General features: G+C 67.1%; 21 protein-coding genes. 13 read left to right on the top strand and 8 right to left on the bottom strand.

The window, feature by feature from the left end; genetic code table 11:
- The first annotated feature begins 16 nt into the window (after nucleotides 1–16).
- The 12 genes from VGP60_RS05470 to VGP60_RS05525 all read left to right on the top strand — a co-directional run bounded on the left by VGP60_RS05470 (nucleotide 17) and on the right by VGP60_RS05525 (nucleotide 11,245).
- Nucleotides 17–766 (top strand): Sir2 family NAD-dependent protein deacetylase, encoded by a 750-nt coding sequence (locus VGP60_RS05470; protein WP_327546750.1) that lies wholly within the window; start codon nucleotides 17–19, stop codon nucleotides 764–766.
- Between the two features lie 61 nt (nucleotides 767–827).
- On the top strand, nucleotides 828–1,163 hold the full coding sequence (locus VGP60_RS05475; RefSeq protein WP_327546751.1) for a metalloregulator ArsR/SmtB family transcription factor: 336 nt from the start codon (nucleotides 828–830) through the stop codon (nucleotides 1,161–1,163).
- Nucleotides 1,160–1,618, top strand: coding sequence for an SRPBCC domain-containing protein (locus VGP60_RS05480; RefSeq protein ID WP_327546752.1), 459 nt, complete (start codon nucleotides 1,160–1,162; stop codon nucleotides 1,616–1,618). Before VGP60_RS05475 ends, VGP60_RS05480 begins: the two co-directional genes overlap by 4 nt.
- Entirely contained in the window at nucleotides 1,615–2,271 is a 657-nt protein-coding gene (locus VGP60_RS05485; protein WP_327546753.1) for a DUF899 domain-containing protein, read from the top strand. The genes VGP60_RS05480 and VGP60_RS05485 overlap by 4 nt, the downstream gene beginning before the upstream one ends.
- A gap of 259 nt (nucleotides 2,272–2,530) precedes the next feature.
- On the top strand, nucleotides 2,531–3,439 hold the full coding sequence (locus VGP60_RS05490; protein ID WP_327546754.1) for a hypothetical protein: 909 nt from the start codon (nucleotides 2,531–2,533) through the stop codon (nucleotides 3,437–3,439).
- Entirely contained in the window at nucleotides 3,436–4,203 is a 768-nt protein-coding gene (locus VGP60_RS05495; RefSeq protein WP_327546755.1) for a vWA domain-containing protein, read from the top strand. The genes VGP60_RS05490 and VGP60_RS05495 overlap by 4 nt, the downstream gene beginning before the upstream one ends.
- Nucleotides 4,204–5,022, top strand: a complete 819-nt coding sequence (locus VGP60_RS05500) for a protein phosphatase 2C domain-containing protein (RefSeq protein WP_327546756.1) — start codon at nucleotides 4,204–4,206, stop codon at nucleotides 5,020–5,022.
- Nucleotides 5,019–6,230 (top strand): protein kinase domain-containing protein, encoded by a 1,212-nt coding sequence (locus tag VGP60_RS05505; protein WP_327546757.1) that lies wholly within the window; start codon nucleotides 5,019–5,021, stop codon nucleotides 6,228–6,230. Before VGP60_RS05500 ends, VGP60_RS05505 begins: the two co-directional genes overlap by 4 nt.
- The gene (locus tag VGP60_RS05510; RefSeq protein ID WP_327546758.1) at nucleotides 6,227–6,862 is read left to right on the top strand and encodes a 4Fe-4S single cluster domain-containing protein; all 636 of its coding nucleotides are present in this window, start codon (nucleotides 6,227–6,229) and stop codon (nucleotides 6,860–6,862) included. Before VGP60_RS05505 ends, VGP60_RS05510 begins: the two co-directional genes overlap by 4 nt.
- Nucleotides 6,859–7,812 (top strand): hypothetical protein, encoded by a 954-nt coding sequence (locus VGP60_RS05515; protein WP_327546759.1) that lies wholly within the window; start codon nucleotides 6,859–6,861, stop codon nucleotides 7,810–7,812. Before VGP60_RS05510 ends, VGP60_RS05515 begins: the two co-directional genes overlap by 4 nt.
- A complete protein-coding gene (locus tag VGP60_RS05520; RefSeq protein ID WP_327546760.1) occupies nucleotides 7,809–9,761 on the top strand; it encodes an AAA family ATPase in 1,953 nt (650 codons plus the stop codon). The genes VGP60_RS05515 and VGP60_RS05520 overlap by 4 nt, the downstream gene beginning before the upstream one ends.
- Nucleotides 9,758–11,245, top strand: coding sequence for a hypothetical protein (locus tag VGP60_RS05525; protein WP_327546761.1), 1,488 nt, complete (start codon nucleotides 9,758–9,760; stop codon nucleotides 11,243–11,245). The genes VGP60_RS05520 and VGP60_RS05525 overlap by 4 nt, the downstream gene beginning before the upstream one ends.
- A gap of 212 nt (nucleotides 11,246–11,457) precedes the next feature.
- On the opposite strand, the gene groL is transcribed toward VGP60_RS05525, so the two are convergent.
- The 8 genes from groL to VGP60_RS05565 all read right to left on the bottom strand — a co-directional run bounded on the left by groL (nucleotide 11,458) and on the right by VGP60_RS05565 (nucleotide 20,397).
- Nucleotides 11,458–13,107, bottom strand: coding sequence for a chaperonin GroEL (gene groL / locus VGP60_RS05530; protein ID WP_327546762.1), 1,650 nt, complete (start codon nucleotides 13,105–13,107; stop codon nucleotides 11,458–11,460).
- Between the two features lie 65 nt (nucleotides 13,108–13,172).
- Nucleotides 13,173–14,198 (bottom strand): NAD(P)-dependent alcohol dehydrogenase, encoded by a 1,026-nt coding sequence (locus VGP60_RS05535; protein WP_327546763.1) that lies wholly within the window; start codon nucleotides 14,196–14,198, stop codon nucleotides 13,173–13,175.
- Entirely contained in the window at nucleotides 14,195–14,929 is a 735-nt protein-coding gene (locus VGP60_RS05540; RefSeq protein WP_327546764.1) for an iron-sulfur cluster assembly protein, read from the bottom strand. The genes VGP60_RS05535 and VGP60_RS05540 overlap by 4 nt, the downstream gene beginning before the upstream one ends.
- Nucleotides 14,926–15,966 (bottom strand): amidohydrolase family protein, encoded by a 1,041-nt coding sequence (locus tag VGP60_RS05545; RefSeq protein ID WP_327546765.1) that lies wholly within the window; start codon nucleotides 15,964–15,966, stop codon nucleotides 14,926–14,928. Before VGP60_RS05545 ends, VGP60_RS05540 begins: the two co-directional genes overlap by 4 nt.
- A 108-nt stretch (nucleotides 15,967–16,074) precedes the next feature.
- A complete protein-coding gene (gene mimD / locus VGP60_RS05550) occupies nucleotides 16,075–16,425 on the bottom strand; it encodes a propane 2-monooxygenase effector subunit MimD (RefSeq protein WP_349256883.1) in 351 nt (116 codons plus the stop codon).
- Nucleotides 16,422–17,528 carry an aromatic/alkene monooxygenase hydroxylase subunit beta gene (locus VGP60_RS05555; protein ID WP_327546766.1) on the bottom strand — a complete coding sequence of 369 codons (1,107 nt, stop codon included), beginning with the start codon at nucleotides 17,526–17,528 and terminating at the stop codon, nucleotides 16,422–16,424. Before VGP60_RS05555 ends, mimD begins: the two co-directional genes overlap by 4 nt.
- Before the next feature lie 73 nt (nucleotides 17,529–17,601).
- A complete protein-coding gene (locus VGP60_RS05560; protein WP_327546767.1) occupies nucleotides 17,602–18,654 on the bottom strand; it encodes an FAD-binding oxidoreductase in 1,053 nt (350 codons plus the stop codon).
- 105 nt (nucleotides 18,655–18,759) lie between these two features.
- Nucleotides 18,760–20,397: a methane monooxygenase gene (locus VGP60_RS05565; protein WP_327546768.1), complete on the bottom strand. Its 1,638-nt coding sequence runs from the start codon at nucleotides 20,395–20,397 to the stop codon at nucleotides 18,760–18,762.
- Nucleotides 20,398–20,719: 322 nt separating this feature from the next.
- On the opposite strand from VGP60_RS05565, the gene VGP60_RS05570 reads away from it, so the two are divergent.
- Nucleotides 20,720–22,447, top strand: coding sequence for a sigma-54-dependent Fis family transcriptional regulator (locus VGP60_RS05570; RefSeq protein ID WP_327546769.1), 1,728 nt, complete (start codon nucleotides 20,720–20,722; stop codon nucleotides 22,445–22,447).
- Nucleotides 22,448–22,460: the final 13 nt, after the last annotated feature.

Raw genomic sequence — 22,460 nt, forward strand, 5'->3', positions numbered from 1 at the left:
CCTACGCTGGGCGACCATGATCGAACAACGCCCGGAGTGGACTCACGGGGTGCGGCGGATCGCGGTATTGACCGGCGCGGGCATCTCCACCGACTCCGGGATCCCCGACTACCGGGGCCCGGACGGCGTGTGGACCAAGGACCCGGAGGCGGTCGACGTGTTCACCTACGACAGCTTCATGGCGAAAACCGAGATACGGCAGCAGCTCTGGCAGCGCTATCTCGGCCACGCCGCGTGGCGGGCCCAGCCGAACGCCGCGCATCACGCCATCGCCGGATTGGCCATGGCCGGGCGCGCGGTGCGGATCCTGACGCAGAACATCGACGGCCTGCACCAGCGGACGGGCATCGCCGAGCGCAAGGTGCTGGAACTGCACGGTGGGCTGCGCTCCACGGGGTGCACGAGTTGCGACACGAAGACGGCGACCGAGGACGTCCTGGCGCGGGTGGCCGCGGGCGAGGCGGATCCGGCGTGCGCGAACTGCGGCGGGATCCTGAAACCCGCGATCGTGCTGTTCGGGCAACTGCTCGACGAGGACGTCATCGGGCGAGCCCGCAACATCGCCGCGGCGAGCGAACTCTTCCTCGTCGTCGGCAGTTCGCTGCAGGTGGAGCCCGCGGCGTCGCTGTGCGCGGTGGCTGTCGCGGCCGGTGCCCGGCTGGTGATCGTCAACCGCGATCCGACGCCCTACGACGACCAAGCCACGGCGGTGATCCGCGAACCCATCGGCGCCGCCGTACCCCGGATCTGTGCCGCACTCTCTTGACAGGAGCTCGGCCGGCGTTATATTAAACCTCCGAGTTAATTAACTAGGCGGTTCAGCGCAAATGATCGAAGACCGGCTCAGCAGCACCTTCGCGGCCCTTGCCGACCCGACACGGCGCGCCATCCTCGCGCGCCTCGCCTCCGGCGAAGCAACGGTCACCGAGTTGGCCGAACCGTTCACGATGAGCCTCCCGGCGATCTCCAAGCACCTGAAGGTTCTCGAGCGTGCCGGGCTGGTTTCCCGGAGCCGCACCGCGCAGTGGCGCCCTTGCCGGCTCGAAGCCGGCCCGCTCAGCGACGTCGCCGAGTGGGCGGAGCGGTATCGAACCTTCTGGGACGGAGGGTTCGACCGCCTCGACGAGCACCTGCGAGGGATACAGAAAGGAACCAAGCCATGACCGACGCCCCGCCGGGCACCAAGACCCGCGAGCTCACCCTCGTGCGGGTCTTCGACGCCCCGCGCGAACTCGTGTTCCAGGCGTGGACCGACCCCGCACATTTCGCCGGCTGGTACGGGCCGCGTGGTTTCACCACTCCCCTGTCGAAGATCGCCATGGATCCGCGCCCCGGCGGCGCGTGGAGCGCGTGCATGGTCCGCGACGACGACGGCACCGAATGCCACTCCCACGGCGTGTACCTCGAGTTCTCGGCACCCGCGCGGCTTGTGTTCAGCTGGACGATCGACGGCGGACCCGAAGAGGAATCGCTGATCACCATCGACCTCGCCGATCTGGGCGGTAAGACGAAGATGACCTTTACCCAGTCCGGATTCCTCACCGAAGGCGAACGCGCTGACGTCGAAGCCGGCTGGACCGAAACCCTCGTGAAGCTCGCCGAAAGGATGGGGAAATGACGATCAGCCTGCCCGCAGTAGTGTCCGCGAAAGAGTGGCAGAAGACTCGGGACGAGCTGCTGCTCAAAGAGAAGGAGCTCACCCGCGCGTCGGACGCCGTCAACGCCCAGCGTCGCAGGCTGCCGATGGTCGCCTTTCCCAAGGAGTACGTCTTCGACGGGCCGGACGGCAAGCAGAGCCTGCCGGAACTGTTCGACGGCCGGCGCCAGCTCATCGTTTACCACTTCATGATGCAGGCGGGCTCCGAGCACCGGTGCTCCGGCTGCTCGCTGGTGGTCGACAACATCGGCCACCTCGCCCACCTCCACGCACGCGACACGTCCTTGGTGGTGACGTGTCCCGCTCCCCTGCCGCAGATCGAGTCGTACAAGCGGCGCATGGGCTGGACTTTGCCGTGGTTTTCGGCCCTGGGCAACGACTTCACCGAGGACTGCGGGGCCGGCGACGGCTTCGGCGTCAGTGTTTTCCTGCGCGAGGGCGACGACGTCTACCGGACGTACTTCACCACCGGACGCGGCGGCGACCAGCTCGTCGGCACTCTTCGCTACCTCGACCTGACGCCGTTCGGGCGGCAGGAGGCCTGGGAGGAGTCCGGGCGCGGGACCGGCGATCCCGGCGATTGGTGGCGCCTTCACGATTCTTATGACAGTTAGGCAAGCATTACCGGATCAGGGGCTCTTGAGGCGGACTTTCGTTCATTTCAAGGGCCCCTGCTTCTTTTGTGCGTAATGATCAAAAGACGTCCACCAGCGCATTGCCCGAAAGGGCGGCACTTTAGGGCAGCCGAAAAGAGTCACGATCACGTCACACTGACAGAACTGTCCGATATCGTCGTAACAGCGGCCGCCGAACGGCCGAATACGAACATGCGCAAACGAGGAGAACACATCCCCCTGGACTGAGGAGAACGCGGTGAGCGCACGGCGGATACTGGTGCTGACAGCGGTGTTCGTCCTGGTCCTGGTATCCGTCGCGGCCGGATTCCTGTTTCCCGGCGAGGCTTCCAGTCACACGTTGGTCGTCGACCTCCGAGCCCTTCCCACCGCGGCCGAGCTGGATAAAAAGATCAAGGAAAACCAGACGGGGACCCCGCCGATCGTCATCGCCACCCCGTCCCAGATCACCGATTCCTGCATCGTGGCGGTTCCCGCTTCACCACTGAGCAATCCCGACTACTGGACCGCCCTCAACAACGACCCGATCACGTTGATCACCGACAACTCGCAGACCGGCCCGCCGGAGCTCCTGCAAAAGATCTACGGCGCGGATTCCGAAATCAAGGGCGAGAAGGCCTTCTGGGAAAGCACCAAGACCACCTCGACGGGATTCGACCCCGTCGCCGCACTGGTGACCTTCGCCGTGACCGCGGTGGTGATCACCGCCGGCCTGATCACGATCCGCCTCAGGCGATCGTCGCCGAACCGAGTGCCCGCGATGCGCGAAGCGGTTTCCGTGAACCAGCAGAGCGCCCGTCCCCACCATCCCCTGCCACAGCGGCAAATGGCGGGCGCCCGATCCGGCGGCACCCCACCGCCCCGGCAGCCCGCCCGGCCGGCTCAGCCGGTCCGGGGCATCGCGCCCGAGCTGACCCCGCTCGTCACCCGCGCCAACCGCCGCGCGATCGCGCGCACCCACATCAACTCCCACGGCGGTTATGTGGCCGTGGGCGACGTCGTCGTGTGGGCGGTGCTGCCGCCGACCGAGGAAGGCGTGGTCGTGCCGGACGACGAGCTCGACGTCCTCGGCGTCGACGAACGGGCCGAAACGCTGGTCGTCGCGCCGACCGGTTCCCCATCACCAGGAAGGAGACCGCGGCCATGACCCCACCTTCCGGGCTGGACGCGCTGCCCGTCCAGCCGGCCAAGAGCCGGTTGCTGCTCACCCTCGTCGTCGACACCTCGAGTTCGATGGCCGAAGGCGGCCGCATCGACGAGCTCAACCAGGCACTGCAGAACTGGCGCGGCGAACTGACCAGGAACGACCACATCCGCCGCCACGGCGAGATCGCGCTGATCACCTTCGGCAAGGACCACGTGGTCGCCCTCGACCCGTCCGGGCGGACCGCGGGACCGAGCACCGAGCCGTACGTCCCGGTGTCGGAGTTCAACCCGCCGACGCTGGAGGCGGGCGGGGTCACGCCGATGATCGACGCGCTCCAGTACGCGTTCCAGCTGCTCTCCGCCCGCCGCCAGCACCTGCGGTCCTCCGGGATCCCGCTGGTGAACCGCCCGCTGGTGTACCTGATGACCGACGGGGTGCCGACCGATTCCACCGGGCACCGCAGCGACCGCTGGCGCGACTTCGCCCCGGTGATCCGGCAGCAGGAATCAGGGAAACACCTGCTGTTCTTCGCCTTCGGGGTCGACGGCGCCGAGCAGGAGGTGCTGCAGGGCCTCGCGCCGCAGTCGTGGCGCTTCCTGTCCAACCTCTCCTTCGCCGAGGTGCTGACCCTGATGTCGGCCAGCATCGAGTCCGCGGCGTCGGAGACATCGCGGTCGAAACCGGCCGAAGAGGTCTACCGGGACGTGAACGCGCGGCTGGACAAGGACGCGCGGATCCGGAGCTTCCTGAAGGGAAACGGCTAAGTGGTTGCGAACCCGGGCTGGAAGGTCGTCTCGGCGACGACGAAGGGCGCCGGGCACAGCAGTCTGCACCGGCCCAACCAGGACCGCGAGATCACCCGCGCGCTCGCCGACGGCACGACGTGGGTCTACGCCGTCGCGGACGGCGCGGGCTCTCGCGCGCGGTCCGATCACGGCGCGCTGCTCGCGGTCGAGGCCGCCGCCACCGCCGCCGACCTCGTGTTCGGGCGCGGCGTCCCCAATTCCGTCGACGGCTGGCGGACCGCGGCCGAGAAGTTCGCCAAGGAAAGCCTCGACGTCTTCGACCGCCGCGTGGACTCCGACGTCCAGGGCCTGCGCGGGCTCATGCGCGAACCCGCCGGCGAACTGCGGGCGTCCTACGCCACGACCCTGCTCGCGGTGGTGTCCGCGCCGCCGTTCTTCGCCTACGTCAACGTCGGCGACTGCTTCCTGGTGGTCGACCGCGATCCCGGCGGCCCGTTCCTCGTCGTCACCGCGCCGGAGCGTGAACACGCGGGCGAGACGGTGTTCCTGACCTCGCGCCACCGCGGCGCCCACGTCACCCACGGCGTGATCATGGACGCCCGGATCCGCGGAGTGGCACTGTGCACGGACGGGCTGTGCGAGGGCATGCTCGCGAACCGGCAGACCCCGGACGGCAGGCTGCATTCGCTGGCACCGCCGGAGTTCTCCGCCTATTTCGACTACTTCAGCGCGCCAGGGCCGGACGACAACGAGCTCGCGACCAAGATCATGTCCCGGGAGTTCGCCGAAACCTCCGGTGACGACAAGACCATCGTCATGGCGGTGCGACGGTCATGAGCCTGTTCCTGCCCAGCGGACGCGAGATCCGCTTGGGGGACAAGGTACTCGGCAGCGGTGCCGAGGGGCTGGTGCACGATCTCGCGGACACCAAGGACCTGTGCGCGAAGATCTACCTCGACCCCGCGCCCGATCTCCACCAGCGGCTGATCGCGCTGATGCGGACCGAACCCGCGAGCTGGCTGGGCGACCACCCCGAGCACAAGTACGTGGCGTGGCCGCAGGAACCACTGATGGACGACACCGGCCGCACCCGTGGTTTCCTCATGCCGCTGGTGGAGGGCGAACCGCTGACCAGGTTGTTCGATCCGGAGGTGCGTGCCGGCGCGATCGAGGAGCCGAGCTGGCGGGTGCTCATCAGCGTCGGCGCCCGCGCGGCCCGGCTGCTCGGGAAACTGCACGCCGCCGGGGTGGTGATGGGCGACGTCAGTGCCGCCAACATCCTGGTCTCCCCCGGCGGGCACGTGACGCTGATCGACTGTGACACCGTCCAGTTCACCGATCCGGTCACGCAGGTTCTTTATCGCTGCGAGAAACTGACTCCCGAGTACGCGCCGCCCGCCTCGAACGGGTCGGCCACGCAGGTGCTCTCCCCCAGCCACGACGCCTTCAGTCTGGCGGTGCTGATCTGCCAGCTGCTCATGGAGGGCGAGCACCCGTTCGAAGGGGTGCCGTCGAACCCGGCGGACATGGACGCGCTGGCGTCGGACAACATCCGCCTGCAGAACAACCGGATCGTCTTCCCCGAGCGGTTCACCCCGGTGCCCGGCGCGATCCCGGTTTCGGTGCTGCCGCCCGAGATCCTGCGGCTCGCCCAGGCCTGTTTCGGGGAGGGACACCGCAATCCCGACGCGCGGCCGACGCCGAGCGCCTGGGAATCGGCGCTGGAACACGTCGGATTCGAGCTGATGGGCTGCCGCGTGAACGACCGGCATCTCTACCACAACTCGCTGCCGGGCTGTGTGTGGTGCGCGCGGATGGCACAGGGCTTCGACGACCGCTATCCACTCCGCCGGGTCGCGCCTCGCATCGTCATCCCGCAGCAGGGCATGCCCCAGGGTCAGGCTCCCTGGCCTCCCATGTATCCGGTGCCACAGCAGGAAGTCACCAAGAAGTCGGTGAAGGACTACGCGCGGGTGATCGGTCTGTGGATCGCGATCACGGTGGCCGTGTTCGTCCTGCTCGCAGTGCTGGGATCGCTCTTGTGACCGGCGAGATCCTGCGGGTGGCCGACCTGCACCGGGACTGCCGGGTGCTCGGGCCGGGCAGCCGGTTCGCGGTATGGGTCCAGGGCTGCCCGCTGTCCTGCCCGGGGTGTATCAGTCCACAGTGGATCCCGTTCGACGGCGGCCGGGCCATGGACGTCGACACGCTCGCCGAAGAGATCGCGGACACGGCCGTCGACGGGCTGACGATCTCCGGCGGCGAGCCGTTCGCCCAGGCACCAGCGCTGACCAGGCTCGTGGCGGCGGTCCGGGAGCGGCGTGACCTGTCCGTCCTGTGTTACAGCGGATACCGGCTGTCCTGGCTGCGCGAGCGGGGTGACACCGCGCAGCGGGACCTGCTGTCGCGGCTGGACGTCCTGATCGACGGGCCGTATTCGGCGCGCCTGCACGCCGACCTCCGCTGGCGCGGGTCGTCGAACCAGCGGGTCCACCGGCTCAGTTCGCGGGACCTGCCCGGGTTCGACGGTCCTGACGTCAGCGCCGGTCTCCAGCTGGAAGTGACCGCCGGCGGCGACGTCCAGTGGCTGGGTGTTCCCCCGATACCCGGATTCCGGCAGGAGTTCGAACGCAGGCTCGGCCTCGCGCCCGCTGTCGGGCAGGAGGCCGCGCGATGAGCAAGTCACCCAAGTACAGCGCGGTCCGGACCGGGGACGAACGCAAGTCGCGGCTGGAGCAGGAGCGGCACGCCCGCGAGCGGCGGCGCAGAGCCGAAGAGACCACGAGGGCAGACGCCGCGTTGGCCGAGTCCCAGCGAGCGGCCCGAGTCCGGCTGGCCGAGGTCTCCCTTCGCCAGGGAGAAGCCGCGCTGGAGAACGTCCGGCAGTCGCTGCTCGAAGCGTCCACAGTGGACAAGGTGTCCGCGGTCGTCCGGCGGCTCGACGAGATCGACGGGAAGACCTGGCAGGCCGCCCGGCACGCCGAACAACGCCGCGCCGCCGAAAGCCTGCTCACCGAACTGCGTGCCCGGCTCGCCGGGTTGCTCGCCGACGCGGACGAAACCGCTATCCCGCTTCAGAAACTCACCCAGGCCGAGGAAGCGTGGCCGTACATCCGCGCCAAACTGGACGCGGACAACCCCGCGGAGGCGCTCGACCTCGGCGGGCAACTCGCCGCGCGGCTCGACGAGATCGAGCGGACGCTGGACGCCGCCATCGAACGGATTTCGGCCAGACGGGAAATGCTCGCCTCCATTGTGGACGCGTTGCCCGCGCTGGGGTTCTCCATCGAGCTCGACTCCTTCCTCGAACGCGCCGACGGCAGCATCGGCGTCCAGGCCCGGCGCCGCACCGGCGAACCACTGGCCGTCGTCGTGGAGGACGTCAGGCAGGACGAATACCGCGTCAACTACCTGCGGGACAACGGTTCCGGTGGTGCCGTGACGCTCGACCGGCGGGCGTGCTCGGCGCTGAAGGACCTCGGCGAGCAGCTCAACGAGTCCGTGCGCCGGACCGGGTTCGACGCCGGCACCCTCACCTGGGACGGCGACGACGGCGAGCGCACGCCGGGACACACCCGCACCGCACGGCGCCGGCCGAGCTCGTCGGCCCGGTGGGAGGAGTCGTGACGAGCCCGGTTCCCACCGCCGCGCCCTGGTTCGCCCGCGCCTACCACGAGATCCACCGGGACCGGCATCTCGTGCTGCACGGCAACATCGACGACCTGGTGTGCTGGGACCAGTCCTACCAGTCGTTCTGGACGGCGATGTCGAAGTTCCTCGCCGTCACCGGGTTCGTCGCGTCGGCCCGGTTCGACCTGGTGGACGGACTGTCCTATCCGGACGACGACAGCCGGAAATTCTTCGAATCCCGGCTCTACCCGGCGACTCCCGTGCTGGTGACGGAGGACGGTGTGCCGCCGAGCGGGTCGCGCGGCAAGATCCTGTCCGAGTCCACGCGGCGGCTGCAGCAGCGGATGTCCGCCGCGCGCGCCGACATCCGGACCACCGCGGATCTGCTCGCCGGCACCCGGGACATGCTCGTCCAGCAGGACCGGGCGTGCGCGATCGTCATCGACCAGGCCGACCTGATGTTCAGCGCGGACGCGGCGACCGAGGAGCGGTACCAGACGAACCTCGCCTATCTCCGGCGGATGATCACCGACTCGGCGAACGCCCCGGCCCGCACCGGGGAATCGTTGCGCAACATCGTGGTGCTGGTGACGAAGAAGCTCACGGCGTTACCGGACTGGGTGCACCGCGACAACCCGCACGTCGCCACGATCGCCGTCGAGCATCCCGGCCCGGCCGAACGCGCCGACTTCCTCCGGAGCATCCTGCCGCGCTTCCACGAGGGCCTGGCGCTTTCGCCGGAACAGGTCCGCAAAACCGCGACCGCGCTGGCGGTCCTCACCGACGGCATGACCGTCCGGGACGTCAACGCGCTCGCCGCGACCTCCCGCCTGGCCGAGATCGCGCCGACGTCGGCCAGGGAACTCGTGATGCGCCACCGGTTCGGCATCCGCGAAGACCCCTGGGAGCGGCTGGACCTCACCAAGGTCCTGACCGCGGAGGAGCATCTCGCGCGGCGGGTGATCGGCCAGGACATGGCCGTCCGCAAGGTGACCGACGTGCTCGTCAACGCGCGAGTCGGCGTCGACTTCGGAGCCGGCGACGACCGGACGGTCACCCGGCCCAAGGGCGTGTTCTTCTTCGTCGGCCCGACCGGGGTCGGCAAGACCGAACTGGCCAAGGCGATCGCCGAACTCGTCTTCGACGACGAAGGCGCGTTGCGGCGCTTCGACATGAGCGAGTTCAGCCAGGAGCATTCGAGCGAGCGGCTGACCGGCGCTCCCCCGGGCTTCGTCGGGCACCAGAACGGCGGCGTGCTCACCAACTGGATGATGGAACGCCCGTTCAGCGTGGTGCTCTTCGACGAGATCGAGAAGGCCAACCCGAAGATCTTCGACAAGTTCCTGCAGATCATCGACGACGGCCGGATCACCGACGGGCAGGGTCGCACGGCGTACTTCTCCCACTCGATCGTCATCTTCACCTCGAACATCGGCGCGTCCGGCCTGCACAACGTCCTCTCGGAGTTCCCCCGCGACGCCCCGCCCGGCTACCCGGTGATCGAGAAGCACTTCCGCGACGCCGTCGCGCGCCACATGGCCGAGGAACTCGGCAGGCCGGAGATCCTCGGCAGGCTCGGCAGCGGCATCGTGGTCTTCGACATCCTGCGCGACGACGTCGTGTGCCGGATCGTCACGAAGTTCCTCGACCAGCTCGTCGCGTCGGCCGCGGCCCGGGGGTTCGAACTGGTGCTGCACCGCCGGGCGATCGAACAGGCGGTGGCCGACGCGGTCGCCGAAAGCGGTGCGGCGCTGGGTGCCCGGCAGATCCGCAGCCCGCTGCTGGAGGAATGGGTCCGCGTCCCGTTGAACCGCTGGATCATCGGGAACTCCCCGGTGAAGGGCACCCGGATCTGGGTGCGCAGATCCGCCGGCGGGCCGCCGTTCACCGTCGAGGAGTTCCCCGCCGACACCGACGCTGACACCGGTGAACAGGGGGAGGAATGACGGACCCCACCTCCCGGATCGATCGGTACGAGCTGATGAGCACGCTGAGCCCAGCCGAATTCGCCGACTACCTCGCCGCCGAGACAGAGCTGGAACAGCAACTCTTCGACGCCGCCACCGATTTCGCCCGGCAGTCCGCCTTCGACAAGGCCGAGGATGTCCTCGAACACGCCATCACGCTGAACCGGACCCTGCGCTCCATCGCCGAACGTGAACTGGCCCGCCAGGACCTCACCGACGCGCGGTACCGCCGATGGCTGAGCGACACCCGTGACGACTCCTCCGGGATCATCTACCTGCTACAGGGCCAGCTCTACCGGAATCGCGCCGACGAGCGGCTGCTGGCGGGCGAGGTGAGCGACGCCTGCGCCGTTCTGGCCAAGGCCAGCCGGTGCTATCAGGACCTGATCGCCGCCGCGCTGCCGCAGCACGAGTTCGCGACGCTCGCCTCCGACCTGCTCCAGACGAAGATCGAATTCCTGCGCGCGGCCGTCGCGCTGCGGCGCGGGAAGTACGAAGTCGCGCGGGAAGGTTTCCACCAGGCGAAGGTCACCGGCACGTATCTGCTGGAGCAGCTCGCCGGGTGCACCGGCGCCCGGCTCAGCGTGTCGGTCAAGGAACTCCAACGCGAGTTCGCCGGTCAGCAACGTCATACGCATGTGATGCTCAAGTACGCGGACTTCTTCTTCCGGATCCAGTCCGGCGACTTCGAGTACGCCATCGGCTGCGCGCACGACACCGTCTCGCTGTACGAAGCTTTGCTGCAGAGCGCGCTGAGCGACAAACTCGCCAAGGACGAGCAGGACCTTCGCGAGATGGAGCTGGAGTACTTCCGCGGCTGGCTCGCCTGGGCGAAAGCGGAGTACGCGGTGACGAACGAGGAGTGGGACGACTGCGTCTCGTTCGTCAACCGAGCGCGGCAGAACTGGTTCCGCAGCGGCGATCTGGCGATGAGGCACGCGCTGCGCGGCGTGATGTCGCCCCAGGTCGAGACCGCGAACACGGAAATGCTGCTGCAGAGCACCTTGCGGCGCTGCCGTAGCGAAAGACGCCTCAACGAGCAGCTGGAACAGCTTCGGGACGAGAACCGGAAGCTGGGCAACATCTATCTGGCAGGAGGAAACATGAGCCACGAAACGGGAAACATCAACGTGCCGGGCCAGGTCACCGGGAACATCATCGGCGGCAAGAAGAACAAGGCCACCACCGAGCGGATCAGCGGGAAGAACGTCCAGATGGCCGAGCTGCGCGACCTCGCCGAGCAGCTGGCCGAGCTGCGGGACGCCAGTGCCGCGGGCGCGCGCACGGACCAGGAGAAGGCGGCCGTCGAGGAGATCGACCTCGCCGAGCAGGACGCCCGGCGAGGCGACGAGAAAGGGGCCCGGCGACACCTGGCGGCCGCCGGCAAGTGGGCGTTGGCGCTCGCCGAGAAGCTCTCGCTGCCGGTGGCGGAGGCCGCCATCAAAGCCAGTATCGGCGCCTGATCCACGGGTTTCCGGCCGTGGGCCCGGGTGCCGCGACACACCCGGTGCCCACGGACGAACCTGCCGCATGGCGCGTCCGCCAGCGAAGGACTGTGTGAATTCCCCGTGAAGCCGTCCCGAATATGTCGACATCTTCTGAAGTTCGGCGGTCCAGAAGATGTCGACATATTCGGGGGCGCTTTACGCCGACTTCACGGGGAACTGGGGGGTGGTCAGTAGATGTTGGAGGGGCGGACCATGCCTTCGGCGAGGTCGCCGAAGCCGGGTGCGATGATCGCGCCGGGGTTGCCCATCACCTCTTCGACCACGAGGGTTTCGGTGGTGAGCAGCAGGGCCGCGATGGACGCGGCGCTCTGCAGCGCGGACCGGGTGACCTTGAGCGGGTCGATCACCCCGAAGGCGAACATGTCACCGTATTCGCCGGTCATGGCGTTGAAGCCCTCGCCGAGTTCCATCGACGTCACGCGGTCCAGTACTTGCTGGCCGTCGTAGCCGGCGTTGATCGCGATCCACCGCAACGGCTCCGCGAGCGACTGGCACACGATGTCGCGGCCGATCGCCGCGTCACCCGTGAGATCGAGAGCCCGCGCAGACGCTTCCGCCTGCACCAGAGCGGTGCCACCACCGGCGACGACGCCGTCCTCGATCGCGGCCCGCGTCGCGGACAGCGAGTCCTCCACGCGGTGCTGCTTCTCCTTGAGCTCGACACCGGTCGCCGCGCCGACGTGGATCACCGCGACACTGCCGGAAAGCCGCGCGATACGGGCCTGCAGGCTGTCCTGGTCGTGCTCGTTCTCGGCCCGCTCCAGCTCCCGCTTGATCTGCTCGATCCGCGCCGACACCGACCTGTCCTCACCGGCGCCGCCGACGAGCGTGGTGCTGTTCTCGGTGATGGTGATCCGGCGGCAGCGGCCGAGGTTCTCCAGCCGCACGGAATCCAGCGTCCGCCCCGAATCGTTGGTGATGACGTCACCCGCGGTGAACACGCCGAGGTCTTCGAGCTCCGCCACCCGTCGGTGCCCGAAACCGGGTGCCCGCACCACGACCGAGGCGAAGGTGTTGTGGACGTTGTTCGCCACCAGCATGCCGAGTGCTGGCCCGTCGACGTTCTCGGCGAGGATCACCAGCGGGCTGCCGGTGCGCTGAACCTGCTCCAACACCGGCATCAGCATCTGGACGCGCGAGATCTTTTCGTTGGTCAGCAGGATGTACGGGTTCTCGAAGACCGTTTCCATCCGGTCCTTGTCCTGCGCCATGTACGGCGAGATGTAGCCGTTGTCGAACTCGACGCCGTCGACGAAGCTGACGTCGAGGCCGAACGCGGGCGACTCCTCGACGGTGACCACACCGGTCTCGCCGACGCGGGCCATCGCCTCGGCGATGACGTCCCCGATCTCGGTGTCGTTGTTGGCCGAGAGCATGGCGACATGGGCGAGGTCGGCTTGTCCGTTGACCTGCTTCGCCCGCTCCTTCAAGGTGGCGATCACCGCGGTCACGGCCTGCTGGATCCCGGTCTTCAGCATCATCGGGTTGGCGCCGGTGTCGACAGCGCGCAGGCCTTCCCGCACGATCGCCTGCGCCAGTACCGTCGCCGTGGTGGTGCCGTCGCCCGCCACGCCGTTGGTCTTCATGGCGACTTCCTTGACCAGCTGGGCACCCATGTTGGCGAACGGGTTGCGCAGCTGGATCTCCTTGGCGATCGTGACGCCGTCGTTGGTGATGGTCGGCGCGCCGGTCAGCTTTTCGATGACGGCGTTGCGCCCTTTAGGGCCCAAAGTCACTTTCACCGCGTCGGCGAGCGCGTTGACGCCCGCCTCCAGCAGCTGTCGCGCCTCGACGTTGAACCGCAGATCCTTGGCCATTTAATTCACCTTCACAGTCGCGGGTTTCTTCTTTTTCTCTCAAGGTCACAGTGCGGATGTGGTTGCTACGGAACGAGAATCGCCCTGCCGCGCACGTTGCCCTCGTCAAGATCGGAGAGGGCGCGCGCGTAGTCGCTGAGCGGGTAGGTGCTGGTGTGGAGGGTGACCTTGCCCTGGGCGGCGAGCACCATGAGCTCGGCGAGGTCGTTGTAGGAGCCGACGAGGTTGCCGATGAAGTTGATCTCCGTCGAGATGACGTCGATCGTCGGCACCTGGAGCTTCCCGCCGTACCCGATGACGTAGTAGTTCCCGGCGCGGCGCAGCATCGCGATACCGTCCTCGATCGCGCCGCCCTCACCGACGAAGTCGATGACCGCTTCCGCGCCGTTGCCGCCGGTGAGCTCCAGCACCGCGTCGACCTGACCGCCGTCCGCGGTGATGAGGTGTTCCGCGCCGAGTTCCCCGGCCAGTTTCAACGCCTCCGGAGACCGGTCGACGACGATGATTTCCGCCGCGCTCAACGCTTTCAGGACCTGGACACCGATGTGCCCGAGCCCGCCGGCGCCGATGACCACGGCCTTGTCACCCGGCCGCAGGAACAGCGCGGCCTTGCGCACCGCGTGGTACGCCGTCAGCCCCGCGTCGGCGAGCGCGGCGACGTCGACCGGTTGCAGCGAGGCGTCGAGCTTGACCACCGCGCGGGCGTTGGTCTTGGTCAGCTCGGCGTAACCTCCGTCGCTGTCGATCCCGGGGAACGCCGAGTTCGCGCAGTGCACGTCGTCGCCGCTCCGGCAGGCCCGGCAGAGCCCGCAGGTCGCCAGCGGGTGCAGGATCACCGGGTCGCCGACGGAGATGCCGGTGACCGCGCTGCCGACCTCGTGCACCCAGCCCGCGTTCTCGTGGCCGAGCGTGTACGGCAGTGTGACGCCGGACTTCTGTTCCCACTGCCCTTCGATGATGTGCAGATCGGTCCGGCAGACTCCGGCGCCACCGACCTTCACGATGACGTCGAGCGGCGAGGTGACCTGCGGATCGGGCACGTCGACGAGCGAGGGCTCCCGGTCGTACTTGCTCAGCTGGACCGCTTTCATCCCTGTGCCTCCTCGGCCATGCGCTCCAGGCGGGTGTCGAGCAATCCCCGGCACAGCCCGGAATTGCCCTCGATGCTGATCCGGACGGCCTTCGCGAACCGCAGCTTCGCGGGCAGCTGCTCGGCGGAGACCCGCTCCCCCGTGCTCTCCACGAACAGCGGCGCCTCCGGGCCGTTCGAGATGCCGAGCTCGGCGCGCCTGCGCAACAGGCTCTCCCGCTCCGGCGAATCCGGGACTTCCCCGATCGTGGTGTCGGCCAAGGCGTCGATCTGCCAGCCCGCGCGGACCAGCTGACGGCAAGTCCGTTCGAGACACGCCAGGTGGGCCTTGCGGCGGAAGGTGAGCCGGAGCTCCTCGAGCGCGTGCCGATCGGTTCCGACCCCCTGCCGCGGAAACGCCGAGCCGAAGCCCTCTTCCGCCGCGACCCCGGCGTTGATCTCCTCGGACGCGAAGTGGTCCGCGAGTTCGACCCTGGCCGTTTTGACCCCGTGCACGGCGAGCACGGCGTCATGCGCGTCCGCCACCATGAGGTAGGCGAAGTTGGGCGCGCAGAAGTACGTCGGCAGCCGGAGCAGGACGTGGACCTCGTGCCCGCCCGATTCGATCGGGGTGACGCTCAGCGCCGCCACGAACCCGAGCTCGGTGATCGACTGGTCGAGCTCCGGGTCGACGACCGTGTCCAGTGCCTTCCATGCCCGCATCGCCAGGGTTTCCTGAAAGGTGGCGGTCATGCGAACACCTCGGGCGCGGACCCGATGGCTTCACCGCTGTCGACGGGCGCTTCGGCGACCCGTGCCGATTCCGGCACCTCGATGTCGTAGAGCTTGGCGGCGTTGAGGCCGAGGATCTTCCGCTTGATGTCCGGAGTCAGCACGCCGTACTCGGACTGCATGTCCTCGGGGATCTGGAAATCCACAAAGGCCTCGACGAGCCACTTCGGGCTCCAGATCGCGTAGTCGCTGGCGAAGGTGATGCGGTTTTCGTCCAGCCAGTACAGGAGTTCGCCGATGATCTGCGCGAAGTACCGCGGCCGGGTGTGGATGAACGGCATCGCGACGGCCAGGCCGCCGTAGACGTTCGGCTCCTGCGTGGCGATCCAGCAGAAGTCCTCCAGCCGGGGCAGGCCGACGTGCTCGACGATGAAGTTCAGGTTCGGGAACGCGCTGGCCGCGTCGTCGACATCGGCGACGTCGAAGGCGTCGCGGTTGAGCGGGTAGATGGTCGGGCCCTTGTGCACGTGGACGTTCTTGATGCCCAGTGCTTCGCACTTCTCCAGGTACCGGTACGCCCACGGATCGGACAGCTTCCAGCCCTTGGAGTCGCCCTTCCACTCGGCGGTGTAGAGCTTGACGCCCTTGAGGTTCCAGCGCGCGGCCAGCTCCTCCAGCCCGTCGAGGCCGGCCTCGCCGTCGCGCGGGTCGAAGGCGCCGTTGACGATGAACTTGCCCGGGTTGCGCTCGGCGACAGCGCCGTCGTCTTCGGTGGTGTTGAACCCGTTGACGTAGAAGTCGGAAAGATAGGTCGGCTGGAAGATCGCCTTGTCGACATAGCCCGTTTCGAACAGGTCGTGGATCATCGTCTCTTCGGAGTACTTACCGAACTTCTCGAGCGTCCAGACCCATTCGGACGGACTGAGGTTGCGGTGGTAGTCGTAGAAGCATTCGATGAAACCCTTGCCGTACCGGTTCGACTGGTTGGCCGGGCTGCCGTCCCAGAAGTGCACATGGCTGTCGACGATGAAGTAGTTTTCGCCATCCTTACTGTACATCTTCCAACCTCTGTTCTCGAGCTGTCGCGGCGATTCCGGGCGCCGGGAAGATGTCGACACTTTCCTGGCGGGGAAAGTGTCGACATATTCCCGGGTGGAGCGGGGTGCTTAGTCGACGACCTTCAGGTCGAAGTCGATATATTCGGCGGCGTCTTCGGGGTTGGCGAACAACACCGTCTCGTCGTCGAGGTGGACCATGCGGCCGTAGTGGGTCGACATGATCTCTTCGAAGTCGGGCTGGGTGAAGTCGAAGCCGATGGCCTCGGAGATCTCGTCCCAGTTGAAGATCACCTTGTTCTTGCCGTCCACGCGGATCATCGACGGGTACTCGACGACCTCCACGCCTTCCTTGCCGCGCATGACCTCCGCGACCACATACCCGTTCTGGTTGTTCATCAGGGTCACCCCGCACATGTTCGACGAGGTGCGGTTGACTTCAAACTGGCGGCTGGCGGTCACAGTTCGAGTCCCTTCGGTTCGGAGAGCTGGAGATCGGACAGCAGAGTCTTGAACCCGTCCACGGCGGCTTCCCAGGACTCGGCGAAGGTGATGACCTTCTCGTGCGGCTGCGACCAGATCGGCTGCAGTTCGCGCGCGGCCTTGACGCTCTGCGGAACCCAGACGTCCAGCCAGCCCTGCATAACGGCCTTGTTCGCCTCGGCGTGCGTCTCGTCCGCGGTCAGCATGGAGAACAACGCCTTGGTGTAGCGGCGATCCCGGTCGTAGTCGTGCTCGCCGGCGCCGATCATCGTCGGCGTGACGTAGTCGCCGTTGCGGGCGGCGATCTGCATCACCAGGTGACTGCGGAAGAGCACGCCGACGAGCGATTCGTAGACCACGTTGGCGGCGAACAGGGACTCGGCCCAGTCACCGATCGCGGTGATGCGCTCGACGTTTTCGCGCACCCCTTGCCATTCCGGCGCCGACTGCCAGGTCTCCTTGTGCACCGACCCGTTGAAGTCGATCTCGGATTCGGAGAGATCGAGGTTGTACAGCGCCAGGTCCTGGGCGAACCGCAGCTTGTGCACGCAGTTGACCGCGATCGCGTTGTTGATCATGTTCGTCGGGGCCGACCGCTGCTCGGCGAGGAACACGTGCATGCCGAGACCGTGCTCGGCGTGCATCCAGGCGCCGACGTGGTGCTCGACGAACTTGATCCAGCTCGGGGTCCAGTGCTTGTAGGCGCCGGCGCCCTTCGCGTTCTCCAGGGTCAGCTGGATCTGCCGCACCGTGTTGGCGTTGTTGCGGTAGATCGTCTGTTCCCATTCCTCGTTGGGGTCGAGGAACTTGTGCCAGTCCGACGACTTGAGCGTCGTCCAGTCGTGCGGGTACCCGCCGGGGCCGTCACCGAAGCCGTAGAGCCAGCCCTGCGCGAGGTGGCGTTCCGGGTCCGGCTGCACGTCGAGGGTGACATCCTCGTACATGGTCGCGCGGAGCTTCTTCGGCTTGAAGTAGTTGTAACTGCGGCTCTTCGAACTGGGGAATTCGAGCAGACCGGCTTCCGCGCCGGTGAATTCAGGCTTGGGGAAACTCTGTGGGCTTACTTTTTCCGCGCTGACCATGAAGCTATAACACCTCTTCCATTCTAAAAAAGCAGTGTGTGCTTTTTTCGATACGCGCCGGGGAATTCGGGAACTATTCCTCGGCAGCCGCGGTGATGGTGAACTTGTCGTAGAAGACCTGCTCCTTGGGCACGCCCAGGGATTCGAGCAACGGCAGCGCGGCGTCGATCATGGGCGGCGGGCCGCACAGGTAGACGTCGCAGTCGGTCAGGTGGGGCTCGCACCGCTCGAGGACCGCGGTCACCAGCCCGGTCTCACCTTCCGTGCCGTCGGCAGGCCATTCCTCCGGCCACGACTCGGAAAGACAAGGCACGAACCGGAACTTCGGCAGCCGCCGGGAAAGCTCTTCCATCTCCTCGAGATGGAAGAGGTCGTTCTCGGTCCGGGCGCCGTAGTAGTAGACGGCCTCCCGCTCGTTGCCGCTCTCGGCCATCTGCCCGAGCAGCGACAGGATCGGTGACATCCCGGCGCCACCGCCGATGAACACCAGCCGCCGATCCGAACTGACCCGCAGGGTGAACGTCCCGTAAGGACCGGTGACCGAAAGCGGGTCGCCGGGCGAGAGCGTTCCTTCGAGCAGGCTGGAGAACTTCCCGCCGGGGTACCGCTTGATGATGAATTCGAGAACACCTTCGGCCACGGTGATGTTGGCCATCGAGAACGACCGGTGCTCCTCGGTGCCCGGGATGGCGATGTCCACGTACTGCCCGGGGTGGAACCGCAGCCCGGAGTCGTCGGTCATCTTCAGCCGGACCAGTGAGATGTCGTGCGTCAACGCGACGATCGACTCGACTTCGGTCTGCGCGGTGACCACGGGCAGCCCCGAGCGGATCATGTCCTCGTCGTAGTTGACCAGTTCGATTTCGAGATCGCTGTAGGCGTGTCCCCGGCACAGCAGGACAAAACCTTCGTCGCTCTCGTAATCGGCCAGCGCGAACGTGGAGTACCGGTCCATCTGGAGGTCACCCTCCAGCAGGAAGGATTTGCACGCCGAGCACTGCCCTTCCTTGCATCCGTGCATCAGCATGACGCCCTGCCGGAATGCCGCGTCGAGGATCGTCTCGTCCTCGTCGGCCTCGATGTCGATACCGACCGGTTCGAATCGGACCTTGTGGGTTTCGCCCATGAACGCCACTCCAAGATGATTTCGAAGATGGAAACCGGGTGGAACGGTGGCGACCGGCTGAGAGATCTACCGGCCGGCCGCCACCGGGCTTAGGTTGAACCAGCGCTACACCGGCGTGACGTTCTTGTTCGCCCGGTACGAGGCGAGGTGCGCCTCGCGTTCGGTGTCGGACATCTTGTTCAGCGCGATCTTCGGGCTGCCGAAGGGGATCCCGCGGACGTCGTCGAGCGTCCACAGCTTCTTCGGGTCGTCCAGGTCGAGGTGCGGCTGCGGGATCAGCGTGTTGCCGTCGTCCCGCACGTAACCCAGATCGCTGATGATGTCCGCCAGGTCCTGCCCGTCGTAAAGCGTCTCCCACTCACGCTTTCCGGTGAGCCGGCCCATGCTCGGCGTCTCGCGGCCTTCGTAGGTCGGCCGGAACGCCGTGGTGTCGGTCCACGCGCAGGTCTCCGAGCAGTACGTGCGCCATTCGCCGTCGACCTTCTCGGCGACCAGGTCCTCACGGATGAGGCACGGCACCATGCAGGTCCAGCAGCGGTGCGGGTACTCGTAGCCGACGTCCTCGAAGGCGATCGGCTTGTTCTTGCCCGGGTATCGCAGGCGACTGTAGGCCTCCCACCACTTGCCGAACTGGTTGTACCAGCCCGGGTACTTGGACTCGAACCACTCGAAGTCCTTGTCGGTCATCGGGTCGATGCGCCAGTAGTTGACCGGCCAGCCGGTGGCGAAGAACTGCGCCACGCGGTGGACGTAGAAGCCGTTGATGATCCGGTCCCAGGCCTTCTCGACCAGGTCGTGGGGAATCTTCAAGCCGTACTTCTCCAGCGGGATGAGGTACGAGCGGTAATAGTCGTCGTAGATCCACCGGCGCCACATTTCGGCGTAGCTGTCGCGGTCCTTCCGGCGGTCCTTCGTGCCGTACTCGATGAACGTGCCGATCGCGGCGTCGACCACGCAGTGGTTGTTCCACCACGCGTACCGCAGGTCGCGTTCCAGCAGCACGCGGTTGTCCTCGTCGGCGAGCGCCATCAGCAGGATGGAGTAACCGTTGCTGATGTGGCGCGACTCGTCGGACTGGACCGAGTGGAACACCGTCGGCAGCAGGTAGTCACCGTTGGCCGCGGCCTCGGAAGGCATCGCGACGAACAGCGTGTTGGTGAACGCGGTCTCGGCGACCACCGTCAGGTAGATGTTGGCCGCGGTGATCGCGTCGCCGGTGATGAAGCCTTCGCCGAACTGACGGCCGATGGTGCCGCAGTAGCTGTTGGAGAACGCCTTCTCCGTGATGTCGAAGCCGGCCGGGTCGATGTAGTGGTTCATGTACAGGCGCTTGAGGTTCATCTGGATCGTCGAGTGCCTGACCTCGTCGATCATCTGCACCGCGAGGCCGTTGTGCACCTCGGGGTTCGGCACCGCGTCGATCGCCAGCGGCATCGCGCGGGCCGCCGAGATCTCGGGGAACGGGATGATGGACAGGAACAGCTTCTGCCACTCCATCCACCGTTCCTGTACCTGACGGAACATGTTGCCGCGGATGGCACCGTCCATGGCACCGAAGACCCGATTGTCCTTTTCCTCCTCCATCGGGAAGTAGGACCGGAGGATCTGCTTCAACGGGTCTTTCTTCGGGGCCTTGTCGAACTTGTAGTCCGTGCCGAATCGCTTCGCGGGCGTGGCAAACGTCGGATCCCACGACAATTCGGTGATCTTCTTGTGCGCTTTGCTCAGACTTTGTCGGCTCACGCCATACCTCCGTGCTCGTTGGCAGCTCGGCTTCGCTCGCGCTTCTCGCGGGTGACCCGGATGGCCCCTTGCGGGGGTCATCCGGATGGAGCTCTCACGGCGCCGTCCTGGTGCCTCGAATCACACATCGATCACCGAATCCGTGCGGTCTCATTGTGAGACAATCCTGGGCTTGCCAGCCGAGTACTCTGAATGGCGGACACAGCGCTGTGCCACGCCCTCAAGCTTGCGCAGCGGATCCCGGGCCGGAGGTGGATCGTTGGCGGATTCTTACGGGCGTGGATCTTCCTTAGGCGTACTCGCCGAGGCACGCGAGCGTTTTTTGAGCGCCGAGTCGGTCGACTCGAACGCGGTACGGGGGCCGATCCTGGCCTCGTGGTGGCGGTCGAGGACGTGGAACGTCGCCGCCGACCACGCTGAATCGCCCTACGTGAAGGACCCGAACCTGGAGACCCCGCTCATCCAGAGCGCGGGCCCGGTACTGGCCCGGTTACAGGAGCAGCTGACCGGTTCGGCCGTCAGCGTCATCCTGACCAACGACAGCGGGTTGGTACTGGACAGGCGCACTGACGACCCCGGGCTGCGGCGGCAGCTCGACTCGGTCAAGCTCGCGCCCGGGTTCAGCTACGCCGAGGAGTTCGTCGGCACCAACGGCATCGGGACGGCGCTGGAGGGCAGGCAGCCGACGGCGGTCTACGGACACGAGCACTATGCCGAGAACCTCGACCGGCTCGGCTGCGCCGGGGTGCCCATCCGGCACCCGATCTCCGGGCAGGTGGTGGGGCTGCTGGACCTGACCTGCTGGCGCCAGGACGCCGGGCCGCTGCTGATGACGCTGGCCAAGGCGACTGTGCAGGACATCCAGAACGAGCTCACCACCCAGGTCGGCCTCCGTGAGCTGGGCCTGTTCACCGAATACCTGCGTGCCTGCCGACGTGGTCAGGGCATCGTGTTCGCCGTCAACAACAGCCTGGTGATGCTGAACGAGCACGCCAGGCGGCTGCTCACGCCCGAAGACCAGGCCGCGATGCTCGCCAAGGCCGCCGAAGTCCTGACCGCGCGCCGCCCGATCACGCTGTCGATGAGCCTCCCGAGCGGCGCGGCGGCGAAGCTGTCCTGCACGCCGGTGTCCAGCGAAGCCGGGCCGGCGGGTGGTGTCGTCCGGGTCAAGCTGACCCGTGAAGCCGAACTGCCGAGCACGGCGATCCCGTCCCAGAACGCGCTCCTGCCCGGGATCGTCGGCACCGGCGCGCTGTGGCTGCGGGCCTGCAACGACACCCGCAACCACCACCGCGACGGCGAATGGGTCGCGCTCGAAGGGGAGACGGGCACCGGCAAGCTCGCGCTGGCCCGCGCCGTGCACAACCGCACCGACCCCGCGGCGCCGTTCACCGTGCTCGACCTGGCCGACCTGAGCTCACCGGCCGGGGTCTTCCAACGGCTCGTGGAGGTCCTCGACGACCGCGGCACCGTGGTGCTCAGGCATCTCGACAAGCTGCCCGCCGAACACGCCCCGACGGTCACCGCGATGTTGAGCACCGCGCAAAGCCGCCAGGCCGAAAGCGGCGGCGGCCCCTGGGTCGTCGCGACGATGACCGAAGGCAGCCAGCACCTCGACGACGTCCTCGCGTGCTTCCCGCGTTCGGTCCCGGTCCCCCCGCTGCGCCACCACATCGAGGACGTCCGCGAACTGGTCCCGTTCCTGCTGCTGAAACTGGGCCAGGACACCCGCCTGACCTGCTCCCCCGCCGCGTTGCAGGTGCTGCTGCGCGCCAAGTGGCCCGGCAATATCACCCAGTTGCGGCAGGTGCTGCGCAAGGTCGAGAAGCGGCGGCGCGCCGGGACGATCGAACCCGAGGACCTGCCGCCCGAATGCCGGACCGTGCTGCGGCGCATCCTCAGCCCGCTGGAATCCATGGAACGCGACGCGATCGTGCGCGCACTCCTGGACGCGGAGGGGAACAAGGCCCGTGCCGCGGACGCGCTCGGCATGTCCCGGGCGACCATCTACCGGAAGATCCGCGACTACGGCATCGACGTACCGCGGTAGCGGACGGCCCGGC

Origin of the sequence: Amycolatopsis sp. (assembly GCF_036008905.1) — a bacterium.
Lineage (GTDB): Bacteria > Actinomycetota > Actinomycetes > Mycobacteriales > Pseudonocardiaceae > Amycolatopsis.

Coding starts and splice junctions, on each gene's coding strand:
- groL (WP_327546762.1), bottom strand. CDS start 13,107: ATGGCCAAGGATCTGCGGTTCAACGTCGAGGCGCGACAGCTGCTGGAG.
- VGP60_RS05515 (WP_327546759.1), top strand. CDS start 6,859: ATGAGCAAGTCACCCAAGTACAGCGCGGTCCGGACCGGGGACGAACGC.
- VGP60_RS05475 (WP_327546751.1), top strand. CDS start 828: ATGATCGAAGACCGGCTCAGCAGCACCTTCGCGGCCCTTGCCGACCCG.
- VGP60_RS05535 (WP_327546763.1), bottom strand. CDS start 14,198: ATGAAAGCGGTCCAGCTGAGCAAGTACGACCGGGAGCCCTCGCTCGTC.
- VGP60_RS05525 (WP_327546761.1), top strand. CDS start 9,758: ATGACGGACCCCACCTCCCGGATCGATCGGTACGAGCTGATGAGCACG.
- VGP60_RS05480 (WP_327546752.1), top strand. CDS start 1,160: ATGACCGACGCCCCGCCGGGCACCAAGACCCGCGAGCTCACCCTCGTG.
- VGP60_RS05505 (WP_327546757.1), top strand. CDS start 5,019: ATGAGCCTGTTCCTGCCCAGCGGACGCGAGATCCGCTTGGGGGACAAG.
- VGP60_RS05485 (WP_327546753.1), top strand. CDS start 1,615: ATGACGATCAGCCTGCCCGCAGTAGTGTCCGCGAAAGAGTGGCAGAAG.
- VGP60_RS05495 (WP_327546755.1), top strand. CDS start 3,436: ATGACCCCACCTTCCGGGCTGGACGCGCTGCCCGTCCAGCCGGCCAAG.
- VGP60_RS05555 (WP_327546766.1), bottom strand. CDS start 17,528: ATGGTCAGCGCGGAAAAAGTAAGCCCACAGAGTTTCCCCAAGCCTGAA.
- VGP60_RS05545 (WP_327546765.1), bottom strand. CDS start 15,966: ATGTACAGTAAGGATGGCGAAAACTACTTCATCGTCGACAGCCATGTG.
- VGP60_RS05560 (WP_327546767.1), bottom strand. CDS start 18,654: ATGGGCGAAACCCACAAGGTCCGATTCGAACCGGTCGGTATCGACATC.
- VGP60_RS05470 (WP_327546750.1), top strand. CDS start 17: ATGATCGAACAACGCCCGGAGTGGACTCACGGGGTGCGGCGGATCGCG.
- VGP60_RS05540 (WP_327546764.1), bottom strand. CDS start 14,929: ATGACCGCCACCTTTCAGGAAACCCTGGCGATGCGGGCATGGAAGGCA.